Consider the following 11,917-nt stretch of genomic DNA (forward strand, 5'->3'; position numbering starts at 1 on the left):
CATAAATGGCTGGTGAATGCATATGAAAATAATTGAGTAGGAAGTATAAATGCACATTCTATTCCCCAGTGACTACTTCAAACCATCTCAACCCGATGAAATGTATCAAGCTCAGGCTGAAGCATTCGATAATAAAGGTATTCAGTATTCAACGATTAGCTTAGACGAGTTAAGCCCATTATCAAGAATAACGCCAGCAGTATCTAATGATGTTATCTACCGTGGTTGGATGTTAAATGAACAAGAGTACCAAAATTTGTGTGTATCTATTGCAAGCAGTGGTGGTACACCTTATATAAGCGTTGAGTCATATTTAGCTTTACATCACCTACCAAACTGGTATGAATTGATAGCTGATCTAACGCCAGAAACGATCATCTTACCTAAAGATTGTAATCTTGAGTTAGAGTTGAAAAATATAGGTTGGGAAAGTTACTTTATCAAAGACTATGTGAAGTCATTGAAGACATCAGTCGGGTCAATAATCAATGAACCATCACAAGCGGTAACGGTTGCTGATGAAATGAAGAAATTCCGTGGTAAGATTGAAGGTGGATTTTGTATTCGAAAAGTTGAAAACTTTTTGCCAGATACTGAAGAGAGATATTTTGTCCTTGATGGTAAGGTATTTGCTTCAGAGAAAAGCCAGTCTATACCTGAAATAGTGGTAGAGTGTGCCAGCCGAATAGCATCACGATTCTTTTCTATCGATCTCACCGAAACAAAAGAGGGTAAAGAAAGAGTAGTTGAAGTGGGTGATGGGCAGGTTTCTGACATAGTTGGTTGGTCACCTGAACGCTTTGCTAGGATTTTTGTTGATGGTTAAGAAAACTATGAAATCAGGTAGACCTACAAAAGTAGCTATAAATCATGATAATTATCATGCTGAACATATAGGAAGAACTACAGATGAACTTCAGTTCTTTTTAACTACTCCATTTGAGCCTGCAACTAATGACTCTGATGGTTGTGAATATATTGCTCTTTTTAAATTTGACTTAAATGGAAATCTTGTTGACTCTTATATCGATTGTTTAGGCCCAAGAGGATCGTATGATGATGAAGAAAGAACAAAAAAATATGTAGCACTTTTAAGCAGCCTTGGAGAAGTAGATTATTGTCGAATTGAAGTTAAACCATTTTCTGTAAAATATAATAGTGTAAATATTGGTCTTATTGTAAGAGAGCCAGAATACGAAGAGGATGTATGGGCAGTAGAGTTATTACCTGGTAACTATATGGCATTCTTTGAGCCATGGGATAGTGGTGAGTACGATACGTAATCATGAAATTCAACCGAATAGGTATCGCTAAAAGACTAATCCTTGCTGAAAAGTATAAGCAGGCAAAGAAGTTATTAATTCCTTTGGCTAAACAAGGTAACGCTGAAGCTCAACTTATTCTAGGTTATTTGTATTATGGTGGTGACCCGGAAATGTCTGCCAAGGAATCTGAGTATTGGCTTAAAAAAAGTGCAAATAATAAACATCCAGAAGCTGTAGCTTTACTTGCGAATACCAATTATAAGAAAGGTTGCTGGTCTTCTGTACCTAGTACCCAAAAAGCGATTAAACAACTAGAATGGGCTGCAAGGAAGGGTTCAGCTGAAGCACAAAGAAGCCTTGCATGTGCTTATGCACATGGTGAAGTCGTTCCTTTAGATAACAATAAGGTTATGTATTGGGATGAATTGGCTGCAAAACAAGGATTAGCTGAGTCTCAAAACGACTTAGCGCTGATGCTGCTTTCTGGAGAAGGTGGTAAAGCTGATATAGAGCAAGCCATTTATTGGTATGAACAATCAGCTAGCAAAGACCATAATGTACCTCATGCACAGTGGGCTGCTGAAATGCTAGCTAGTATTTATATGGGTGAATTTGATACACAATATCTAAATGAAGAAAAAGCCAGTTATTGGCAGGCTAGAGCTTCTTACTTAAGCACGCTCAGTTTTCGGTCGCACCCCGATTGGTTTTATAAATGAAACAACACCCACAAAAGCAACTCTTCAAAACAAAGCTTATACAGTTGTTAGATAACTATACAACTGTTGATAAACTTTTCCCTGTATTGAAGTATCTATATGACTTTTTCAATAGCACTTTACTACCAGCCGTCCCGTTTAAGGTTGAACTGATAAAAACAGCCAGTATTCAATACAGTGTTTTCTATGAAGCTTCACCTGATATGTCTGAACAAGCGATTCAAATTACTAATACACGCTATGATGCTTATTTATGGACTGAAGGTAATGGTTGGTGCTTAAATGATGATTTTTATTCAGTTGATGAAATTGCTGAAAACGTTGTAATAAGCGTGCCATTTGAGGATGTGCCTGAAAATGTGAAAGAGCTTGAATGGTTGCTTGCTAATAAGTTTTGGTTGTTGATTTTAGAACAACTGCCTTGTTTTGGTGAAACAGCGCCTGCTGATACCGAAGAACTCATATCATGGGATGATAACTATAGCCAAAGCGAATGGTTTTTAGGGGAGGCCGTCAAGAGATGAAGCCCCATGAGTTTATGTTTTTATAAATGATTGGGGTGAAGAGCGAGGACAACAAACCTTAAAAATAATTCGAGAAGGGTATATGTGTTAGCTGGTACAAGTCTAGAGAATATGGAGATCTTATCCAGAGCTGAATGGGATAACCTCTGTAATAGAGAGCAAAGATGGTTTGAAGAGTAATCAATTAACACTGTATGAGTAAAAAAATGTACATACTCCCAAGTAAATTTACAGGAATAAATGCTGAACCAATATCATTTGCTAAGTTCAAAGCACTATGTTATTCACTTCAACTGCTTGGGCTAATTCATGTACATAAAGTAGATGGATATAATTATCCAAATAACTATTATATGGCTGAAGTCTCTGATAAAGCAGGTAAATTTTACTTTTATCAAAACTGTTTTGCTCCTGTTGGTGGCTTTGGAGTAATAACTGAACATACAGAAGAATATTTTGATAAAAAAGAGTTAGTCAATGCAATTGCTACAGCAGGTAATGAATTAATTATTCTTTCTGCTAGCGAATTAGATGAACAAGTGACGAATGCTCATTTATCTGAACTTAATCAGGAAGAGCTAAAAGTAGTGAAACAATGGTTGCCTAGTTCAGTAGGTAAACTGTTGTTTTCGTGGTATTTTGACTAAGTTAAAGCAACTTTAGTATCGATAGATTTTGAATAGTCTTTAATTAAATAAAAATGACCCTACTAGAATTTTACAATGAAACTAGACAAACGTTTCCTGAAATTACTATAAAAGCAGATAAAGAGCATATTAGACTGTGGGATGAAATTGATCCGGAGTTTGCTTACAGTTGGTTTGAGAGCTTGGCTAAGGCGCTTAATCGTGAAATGACCATGTCTGAGAATGCTGGTAAATATATAGAGTTATTCAACTATATGAGCAGTAATTTCAGAAAGGGAAACAAAGAAGTAAAAAACTGTATAGATGTTGCCTTTACCGAAAACTTATTCTGGCAAGTACCTAAAGATAAAATCAAACCTTATTGGTTAGCTTTACCTGATGAGTTAAAAAAGCTTTATATTGACTTTCATAGAAGAGAGCCAATATGATGAAAAAAGATATTTTATTAGAAACGTTTTAAAGTCATAGGATAGATGTTAAATATTAAATAATGAGTGAGAAAAAAGTTTCTTTTTTATATAGTTGGCCATTCTTAGTTTCATTAGGGGTGCTTTTGGTAAATGATTTATATCTCAAAGAGGCCTTCTCTAATTGGGTAACAGGTAAACTATCAGACTTCTCAGGGTTATGCTTGGTTTCGATGATAGTTTTTTACATGTTTCCTCAATATAAGAAGCTATGTGCGGTGCTTATTGGTTCAGGGTTTGTTTTATGGAAAAGTCAATATTCTCAGTCTTTGATTGATGTGTTTAATAATATTGGCTTTATATACTATGATCGAGTAGTGGATTATGCTGATCTAGTTGCCCTGGCAATAATACCTTTAGCAGCATCTTTTGCAAAACAATCATATAAATATAAGACCAAAACTCGGCTAACTAACGTGCTGAAGATACCTATTGTTCTTTTATCAATATTTGCAATTACAGGTACATCAGTGATGATACCTCGTCATGAGTATACGATACGAAAAAGTAGTGAAAATGAACAAATTGATATGGTTTTAGCGTTTAACTTGTTAAAAAGAATTGCTGAAAAGCATGAACTAGTCTGTTATCAATGTTTGGCTGGTAAGGAAAATGGTATCTTTAGAAATGATGACATTAATTTAGAATATTATTTTAACGGTAAAAGAGGGATATTTTTCAAAGTAACTGGTCAACCAGGAGGCGTATTTATTGGTGGTAGCTCTTATCCTGAGATGGAAAAATTGAAGCATGATCTTCAATCAGCTTTTGGTAAAGAGTTTGACAACATGGAATTTGTTATCAAATTGCAGCACTATAAATAGAACTATTATAAAACATATATACAGAAGTAAATAAAAATATGAAAATACCCAAACAAAATAAACACTGGCTAAAAGAGTGTCAAAAGGCATTATCAGCGGCTGAGGAAAAAGCCAAAACAGAAGTCACTGACATTCACTACTTATACAGGTGGCTCCTGACTTAGTTATTAAGGAAAGAGAAATCACTAATGATGATATAATTTCTGAAATAAAGGAGTTTATAGAGGATGCTGTTAAAAGTGATTGGGACTTAGATGAACGATCTAAAAGTCGTTACAAGTTTCACTTCGTATGGTCTTACATATACTCCCACGTCGCTGCTGAGTTGCTTGATGAAATGGTTGCTGATCGTATTATGGAGTATGTCAATGACAATATGCAATTATTTAATAATTGAAAATATCTGTTTAAAGAATTAATTATGGAAAAAGTAGTACAACTCGCAATAAAAGAGCTTCAAGCAAAGTACAACCCCCATACAGTTATTTTATATGGTTCAGTGGCTAGAAATGAAGCTACTGACACAAGCGATATTGATATCGCCTGCTTTTGTGATAGAGAAGATGAAGTAAAAGACGCTCGAATTTTTCATGGCATTTATCTGGATGCTTGGATTTATCCAACATCAGCATTGGAAGAGGTTCCAGATACTGCTTTGCGTTTTGCTGATGGTATTGCGGTAGTTGATAAACAGGGTTATGGAAAGAACTATATTGATAAGGTAAATAAAAAGCTAGCTAAAGGGGTTGATAAAGTTAGTGACTCTGATTTGGCTCATGTAAAAGCATGGCTAAATAAAATGCTAACCCGTGCGGCTATTGATGATATGGAAGGCAATTATCGTCGAACATGGCTTCAGTTTGAATTACTAGAAACCTATTTTAAAACGCGTGGCTTGTGGTTTTTAGGCCATAAAAAGAGTTTTAGTTATCTTGAGAGTAATGATCCAGAGGCTTACGCTTTGTTTAGGCATACTTACCTTAATCCAAAGGATCACCAGAACTTAGAAAAACTAGTACAGTATATAATGGGTCAATAGTGTTTATGTTATGAGTATGGGGAGTATATGTACAAAGGCAGTTGTCTCTGTGGTGAAGTAACCTATCAGTTAAAAAGTGAGCCTAAAAAAGTCACTAATTGCCACTGTAAAATGTGTCAGAAGCAACATGGAGCTGCGTTCGCTACTTACGGAAGTGTGCTGAAATCTGATTTAGTCTATTTAACAGGTCTCGATAAGTTAGTCTCTTATAACTCTTCAGGATCGATTGCTAGAAAATTTTGTAGTTGTTGTGGTTCAAGTATTGAATGGAGTGGTAGCAAAGCCTTTTCAGAATGGGTATCGATTGCAATTGCAACATTAGATACTCATTACAAGCCAGAAAAAATTGCTGATATTTATACAGAGACGAAAGCTTGTTGGTTAGTCAAACAGACTTAATTTTATAGCTTGCTTGTAAACTTTCTGTGCTTTAAGTTGTTATAGCCTGCTACACATATATCCAAAAGGCTGAATATTAAACGTTTAAATTGTCAAGGAGACACAACAGACATGTCAAAAAATAAGTTTAACGGCGTATTTAACCGGTCTCTAGTAAAAGCAACTGCTTGCTTATCTGTATTGCTGTTTACATCTACTGCGATGGCGATGAATAAAGCAGTTGAAGAAGTCAACAACGACTTAACGAATGATTACCAACCAGCCATTGAAGATTTGCATGGGTTGCAAGTGACAGAAAAGTTAGCTTCTATTGTAGTAACCAGTACTGGATGTACTAAGAAAGAAGACTTTATTGTTGTATCAGATAAGTCAGTACCACCTAAAGTAACATTTATACGTCTAAAGCCGGATTATTGTCGTGCAGCTTCTCGTCCTTATCTAATTAGGTTTTCGTTAGAAGAGGTCGGTGCTCGTAAGTTTAGTGTAGTGAATCCGGTTATACCTAGTCCGTCTGACTTTTAATATATACTCTTCGCGAATGATTTTTAGGCTTTGTTACCTTCTCTCTTCACCCCAGTCATTTAGTTTATCTAAACTCCTGGGGGCAAGTCTGCTACTGTATGACTTGCGGTAGCTACTTTAATTGACATAAAAGTGCTACTGGGACTCATCGTTCGGTGGCCGCCCCTAAAAGTCGTTCGCTTTGACTATACTTTTCATCAAGGGTAATTCTGTTAATAATACCTAAAAATAAATCGTGATTAGTATAAATAAGTAAAGGTAGTTCAAAAAACATAGTAACCGCTTTCCAAAAAGCACAGTCAGTACGTGTTTTTTGGATTTTGTTTTCGAGTAAAGTAAATCGTTAGTGTCTTGCTAAGATTTATACTGTAATACAAAAGATATAGCATTAAATTGATGTTATATACGGTAGTAAATCATGTATAAATGTAATAGGGAGTTAACAATAGTGATGAATAATTCTTCTAACCTGTATTGGGGACTAACAGCTCAGGATATACCTGGTCTACAGTTAAATAAATTAAAAAATATTGTTGAGTTTCATTATAGCAATAACAGCATTTACCGTCGGTTATTGGATGATAGTGGTGTTAATCCCTCTCAATTAACTTCACTCGATCAGCTGAGTTTATTACCCATTATTGATCCTCAGCAGCTTAAACAAGATAAGTTTCCCAGTTTTTGCTCGTTGCCTTTAAGTGAAATTACTACTTTTATAGAAACGTCTGGTTCTACTGGCAAACCTAAGCTAATTCCTGTGGCTAACAATGAAGCCTCTCATATTTATAAGCATGTTGCTCAGATGTTAAGTGTTGCTGGTGTAGGTTCACCTTATACTGATAACGGTCGCGCTAATAGATCAATATATTGTATGTTTCCCACTGGACCTTGGCCATCCAGTTTTTTTATTCAGAATGGCTGCGAGCAACTTGGACCAACGGTGAGAGCGGATGTGCGGATGCCGATTCATTGGCATAAAGATAAGTTAGCGTTACTAAGACCGGCTGATGTAATTACTTATCCATCGTTTCTATCTTATTTTTATGATCAGTTAAAAAATGAGCTGGAATTTTCTGAATTAGGTATTCAGCGAATAGTAATTGGTGGTGAACCTTTTACAGAGGCTTTTCGTGAAAAAATGGAGGCAGCATTTCATTGTAAGATTTATGATATATATGGCTGTGGTGAAATTGGTGTGGCTTCCATTGAGTGTTCACATAGTCGAGCCACGGGGTACACCCATTGGTGTGCACCAGAACTACTGCTAGAAGTAGTAGACCCAGAAACCATGAAGCCTGTTGAGGATGGTGAAGTAGGTACGATGGTGGTGACAAACCTCTGGCGTAAAAGCACACCAATTATACGGTATGCGATGGGTGACATTATTTGTAAAACGACTAAACAATGTGAATGTGGTAGTAGCTTACCTTTGGTGAGTAGAATTAAAGGACGTCAAGATGATACATTTTGCTATGGCGCGGCTAACTTGTACCCTGATCAAATAAACCAGGCAGTTACCAGAGCAGGTTATAGTGATAAATATGTATTAAAAATTATAGATAAACCCGATGAAATAGCTGCTGAACTTGTTATGCAGTTGGAGTATGAAGGTCCAGAACAACAAGATATTATTGCTAATAAAATTAATAATCAACTTGCGTCGCTGTCAATGGAATATAAGACAATAGTCCGACTAGCAAAATTTCGTCCTCCCATTCAAGTGAAGTGTGTTAAGCCTGGTGCCTTGTTTTCTCAAGGGATGACTAAGCTTAAACGGATTAAACGAGTCAGTGTTTCCAGTGAATATAAATCCAGTTAACATACTACTCAGTATTACATTTAATAAAAGATTTAACTAATGCGAATATTAGCAGTAGAAAATGACCCTTTTCATCAGATGATGTATCGATCATCAGGAAGAAGGGGAGTAGTAAGAAGCGTTATTTTGCCGTTCTATAAAGTAAAAGTGGATTCTTTGCCAGAGGGTATTACTGCATTTGTTGCCACATCTGACTTACAAGGTCGAGAAAGGGATAAGCGATCAAACCGGTTAGTAGGAGAAGCCGTTGCTGAAGAGCTATTATTGCTGCAGAGCTATTATTGCTGCAGCAGCTAGAAGAGATTCCAACAGTGAACTTTGTAGTGCTAGCGGGCGACTTATATGACTATCCTGATTGCCATAAGTTAGGTGGAACGGGGGATGTAACATCAGTATGGAATGCTTTTGCCCAGTCATTTGATTCGGTGGTTGGTGTTCATGGTAATCATGATGCGATAACTGAAGTGGATATGGCTGCTAATACTATTGTATTAGATGGAAATACAACAAATATTAACAGTATCGCTATTGGCGGTGTGTGTGGCATAATCGGTCGAGTTGAGCGCAACCAGCGTAAAACTGAAGAGCAATTTAAGAAGTCACTTGAAAATATCACTTCAGATAAAACTGACTTAGTTGTTTTGCATCAAGGGCCTGATGATCCTATTAATAATCAAAAAGGAGAGTCTTTTATAAGAGAGCATCTAGAAAACAATGGTTCAAGTATTATTATTTTTGGCCATTATCACTGGAATAAACCTTTGATAGAGATAGGTAATAATCAGGTGCTTAATGTTGATAACCAAGTTTATATATTTACAGAATGAGTTAAAATTAAACTAAAATAATTATGTTGCAATTAAAGTTAACGCAGAAAGTCCAAAAAGAACTTGGTTTGAAACCAAAAGACTTGAATGACATAGAAGATACAAACACAAAGCTGGGTGATTGGTTTGTAAATATATTTTACATTGATAGAAGAAAATCATTGATTTTTATGAACGAAAAAACATTGTTTTCATTCATGCTTTATGGTGTTAAAAAAGATGGTATAAAGAAAATAGAATTGATCTTTAGACATGGGCTTGAGCAAGCATTAGCCTATGAAAGTATAGAAAAGGATAAGATCAATAAGCTGTTAAGTGATTATGCTCAAACTAAGTTTACAAAAACAGACAGCAAAAAAATGCTAGGGAATATGAATGATATCACTAGTCTTTATAAACATATAATTTATTCAGATGGTGGGCTAGAGAGCTGTAATCTGGCAGAAATAATGATGCAAATCAATAGAACGCCACAAAGGAATATAGATTGGTCTTACTCTATAGATAGAGTTAAAGAGCTAGTTGATCAACTACGTTAATTATTTTAATAGTGCTTACTAAATGAGAGCTTTGAATAGCTTTTAAAGGCTAAAAAGTGAATGAAAATTGAGCATGAGCTAACTAGGTGGGATGGCAAATCAAAAGATGATACCACAAAAATTTACGAAACCTACCACACTAAAGCAGAGTTTGCAGCAACGATTATTAAACTAATGAATAATCCAAGCTGCCAAAAAGGAGCAACCTGGTTACTGAAAGCTTTTTTGGAATCAAATAATAAGATAGATAAAAAACAAATTAAATCTGTTTATGACTCACTACATCAGCTTGATGATTGGGAGTCTAAGCTACACATTCTTCAATCAATTCCCTATATGCCTATTGCGAAAACTGAGTGTAAAAAGTTGGAGCGATTTCTAAGAGTGACATTGACTGATAAAAATAAGTTTGTAAGAGCCTGGTCGTATAATGGTTTCTATGTGCTGGCTAAACAATATCCAGCTTATGCAGAGGAAGTAAAGCAGTTTTTTGAAATGGCTATGAAGGATGAGGCTGCATCAGTTAAGGCTAGAATTAAGAATATTATGAAGAAAGGGTTTTAATTTAAAAAATAAATCAACGGTATAGAGTGTGATGTTAGAGATTAGACCAAACTGTGAGTGTTGTGATAAAGATCTACCCGCTGATTCTGTTAAGATTATTCAGCCAGAGGATCGTTAACATACCCTCTGTAACAGCTATCAATCATTTGTGAAGAGTATATTGTCAAGGAATGACTAATTATTATGAATGATTTACTCAGTGTAGGTTCCGCTGCATTAAAAAAAGCAGCCCTTAATGAAGATGCCAAAGAGTACTTATTAAATAATAAGGTACTTTACCCATTATTGAAAAAAGCAGCTGATCGATACATTGGCGGAGAAACACTTGACGATGCTGTTGAAAAAGTTAAAGCTGAAAATAACAAAGGGCTCAAGTGTTCACTGGAATTTATGGGAGAAAGCACCAGTACTAAACACGAGGCTAATGAAGCAACCAATGAGTTTCTTCGTATTGCCAGTACTATTCAATCACTTGAACTCAATTCAACCATATCACTGGATTTATCCCATATTGGCTTAGCAATATCCAAAGCGCTATGTATAGAGAATTTTTCGTTGCTTTGTGATAAAGCCAGACAAGCCAATATTGAAGTTATTATTAGTGCAGAGGGCATTGATAGGACTGATCATGTCATTGACGTGTACCAATGGGGGATAAAAAAATTCGATAACCTATCTATAACCTTACAAGCCTACTTACACCGAACTAAAGATGACTTTGCTGATTTAATAAAAGAAAGTGGTCGCATAAGAGTTGTAAAGGGTGCCTTCGATGTACCTGATAATACTGCCTTACCAAGAGGGGATACGTTAAATGAAGTATACTTGAGTTATGTTGATCAACTGTTGGCAATCAACCACAAGTGCTCAATTGCAACTCACCATGAATTTATTCAGCAAGAAGCTAAGAAACTAGTTGATTTATATAAGCCCGAAAAAAGCACTTTTGAATTTGAAAGCTTATATGGTATTCAAACAGAACAGCTACTGGCTTTAAAAAATGAAGGTTACCCAACTAAGCTGTATTTTGTTTATGGTAAAGAGTGGTATTTATATCTATGTAATAGAATTGCAGAATATCCACTTAATTTATTTAGAGCATTAGATGATATAGTAAATTAATTTGTTGAAAATGTAGTAGGGAAGTATATGGAAATTAAGGTAGATGATCTTAATGGGTCGGAAGTTACAGCGTTGTTACTTGAACACTTACAGCATATGTTTGAATACTCGCCACCTGAAAGTGTCCATGCGTTGAATCTAGATGGTTTGCGTCAGACCGATGTGACATTTTGGAGCATTTGGGAGGGTAATGAGTTAGCTGGCTGTGGTGCACTAAAAGAGCTGGATTGTGGGCATGGTGAGATTAAATCTATGCGAACAGCTTCATCACATTTACGTAAAGGCGTTGGGGCAACAATGCTTCAGCATCTTATTGATGAGGCAAGGCGGCGTAATTATCAGCAGTTGAGTTTAGAAACCGGTTCAATGGACTATTTCAAGCCAGCACATCAGCTTTACTACAAATTTGGCTTTACGCTTTGTGGGCCTTTTGCAAATTATACTGATGATCCAAATAGCCTATTTATGATGATGAAATTATAAACGTTTAGATAAACAATACTACCTTGAACATCGTATTTTGTAAGAACTAATCAATGAAAGTGGATATGAATTATTGTACTAGTGAATGTAATCTGTCGAAGATTTTGGATAGGCTATGTAAAAGGGTATTGATTGTTTTAGGAGCTTATTAAAATAA

General features: G+C 35.7%; 19 protein-coding genes. All 19 read left to right on the forward strand.

Features of this window, described 5'->3' with window-relative positions:
* Positions 1 to 49: 49 nt before the first annotated feature.
* The 19 genes from OQE68_RS13410 (at position 50) to OQE68_RS13495 (ending at position 11,760) form a co-directional block, all read left to right on the forward strand.
* Positions 50 to 826 carry an ATP-grasp domain-containing protein gene (locus OQE68_RS13410; RefSeq protein ID WP_180568098.1) on the forward strand — a complete coding sequence of 259 codons (777 nt, stop codon included), beginning with the start codon at positions 50 to 52 and terminating at the stop codon, positions 824 to 826.
* On the forward strand, positions 819 to 1,283 hold the full coding sequence (locus OQE68_RS13415) for a hypothetical protein (protein ID WP_219339992.1): 465 nt from the start codon (positions 819 to 821) through the stop codon (positions 1,281 to 1,283). The genes OQE68_RS13410 and OQE68_RS13415 overlap by 8 nt, the downstream gene beginning before the upstream one ends.
* A 2-nt stretch (positions 1,284 to 1,285) precedes the next feature.
* Positions 1,286 to 1,984, forward strand: a complete 699-nt coding sequence (locus tag OQE68_RS13420) for a tetratricopeptide repeat protein (RefSeq protein WP_180568097.1) — start codon at positions 1,286 to 1,288, stop codon at positions 1,982 to 1,984.
* Complete coding sequence (locus OQE68_RS13425) at positions 1,981 to 2,508, forward strand: hypothetical protein (RefSeq protein WP_180568096.1); 528 nt, start codon at positions 1,981 to 1,983, stop codon at positions 2,506 to 2,508. The genes OQE68_RS13420 and OQE68_RS13425 overlap by 4 nt, the downstream gene beginning before the upstream one ends.
* A 194-nt stretch (positions 2,509 to 2,702) precedes the next feature.
* Positions 2,703 to 3,155 (forward strand): hypothetical protein, encoded by a 453-nt coding sequence (locus OQE68_RS13430; protein WP_180568095.1) that lies wholly within the window; start codon positions 2,703 to 2,705, stop codon positions 3,153 to 3,155.
* A 53-nt stretch (positions 3,156 to 3,208) separates the two neighbouring features.
* A complete protein-coding gene (locus OQE68_RS13435) occupies positions 3,209 to 3,583 on the forward strand; it encodes a DUF7674 family protein (RefSeq protein WP_180568094.1) in 375 nt (124 codons plus the stop codon).
* A 62-nt stretch (positions 3,584 to 3,645) separates the two neighbouring features.
* Positions 3,646 to 4,446, forward strand: a complete 801-nt coding sequence (locus OQE68_RS13440) for a hypothetical protein (protein ID WP_180568093.1) — start codon at positions 3,646 to 3,648, stop codon at positions 4,444 to 4,446.
* Between the two features lie 148 nt (positions 4,447 to 4,594).
* The gene (locus OQE68_RS13445) at positions 4,595 to 4,843 is read left to right on the forward strand and encodes a hypothetical protein (RefSeq protein ID WP_180568092.1); all 249 of its coding nucleotides are present in this window, start codon (positions 4,595 to 4,597) and stop codon (positions 4,841 to 4,843) included.
* Positions 4,844 to 4,867: 24 nt separating this feature from the next.
* Positions 4,868 to 5,485: a nucleotidyltransferase family protein gene (locus OQE68_RS13450; RefSeq protein WP_180568091.1), complete on the forward strand. Its 618-nt coding sequence runs from the start codon at positions 4,868 to 4,870 to the stop codon at positions 5,483 to 5,485.
* A 27-nt stretch (positions 5,486 to 5,512) separates the two neighbouring features.
* Positions 5,513 to 5,884 carry a GFA family protein gene (locus OQE68_RS13455; RefSeq protein WP_180568090.1) on the forward strand — a complete coding sequence of 124 codons (372 nt, stop codon included), beginning with the start codon at positions 5,513 to 5,515 and terminating at the stop codon, positions 5,882 to 5,884.
* A 111-nt stretch (positions 5,885 to 5,995) separates the two neighbouring features.
* Positions 5,996 to 6,406, forward strand: coding sequence for a hypothetical protein (locus OQE68_RS13460; RefSeq protein ID WP_180568089.1), 411 nt, complete (start codon positions 5,996 to 5,998; stop codon positions 6,404 to 6,406).
* 451 nt (positions 6,407 to 6,857) lie between these two features.
* Positions 6,858 to 8,225: a phenylacetate--CoA ligase family protein gene (locus OQE68_RS13465; protein WP_180568088.1), complete on the forward strand. Its 1,368-nt coding sequence runs from the start codon at positions 6,858 to 6,860 to the stop codon at positions 8,223 to 8,225.
* A 39-nt stretch (positions 8,226 to 8,264) separates the two neighbouring features.
* On the forward strand, positions 8,265 to 8,522 hold the full coding sequence (locus OQE68_RS13470; protein WP_180568087.1) for a hypothetical protein: 258 nt from the start codon (positions 8,265 to 8,267) through the stop codon (positions 8,520 to 8,522).
* Between the two features lie 14 nt (positions 8,523 to 8,536).
* Entirely contained in the window at positions 8,537 to 9,052 is a 516-nt protein-coding gene (locus tag OQE68_RS13475; RefSeq protein ID WP_180568086.1) for a metallophosphoesterase family protein, read from the forward strand.
* Between the two features lie 23 nt (positions 9,053 to 9,075).
* Entirely contained in the window at positions 9,076 to 9,591 is a 516-nt protein-coding gene (locus tag OQE68_RS13480; protein WP_180568085.1) for a DUF6933 domain-containing protein, read from the forward strand.
* Positions 9,592 to 9,651: 60 nt separating this feature from the next.
* The gene (locus OQE68_RS13485; RefSeq protein ID WP_180568084.1) at positions 9,652 to 10,155 is read left to right on the forward strand and encodes a hypothetical protein; all 504 of its coding nucleotides are present in this window, start codon (positions 9,652 to 9,654) and stop codon (positions 10,153 to 10,155) included.
* Positions 10,156 to 10,186: 31 nt separating this feature from the next.
* Positions 10,187 to 10,273, forward strand: coding sequence for a DUF1272 domain-containing protein (locus OQE68_RS30835; RefSeq protein WP_353618534.1), 87 nt, complete (start codon positions 10,187 to 10,189; stop codon positions 10,271 to 10,273).
* A gap of 65 nt (positions 10,274 to 10,338) precedes the next feature.
* Positions 10,339 to 11,277: a proline dehydrogenase family protein gene (locus OQE68_RS13490; protein ID WP_180568082.1), complete on the forward strand. Its 939-nt coding sequence runs from the start codon at positions 10,339 to 10,341 to the stop codon at positions 11,275 to 11,277.
* A 27-nt stretch (positions 11,278 to 11,304) separates the two neighbouring features.
* Positions 11,305 to 11,760 carry a GNAT family N-acetyltransferase gene (locus OQE68_RS13495; protein WP_180568081.1) on the forward strand — a complete coding sequence of 152 codons (456 nt, stop codon included), beginning with the start codon at positions 11,305 to 11,307 and terminating at the stop codon, positions 11,758 to 11,760.
* The last annotated feature ends 157 nt before the right edge of the window (positions 11,761 to 11,917 follow it).

The sequence above is a fragment of the Spartinivicinus marinus genome, assembly GCF_026309355.1.
GTDB classification, from domain to species: domain Bacteria; phylum Pseudomonadota; class Gammaproteobacteria; order Pseudomonadales; family Zooshikellaceae; genus Spartinivicinus; species Spartinivicinus marinus.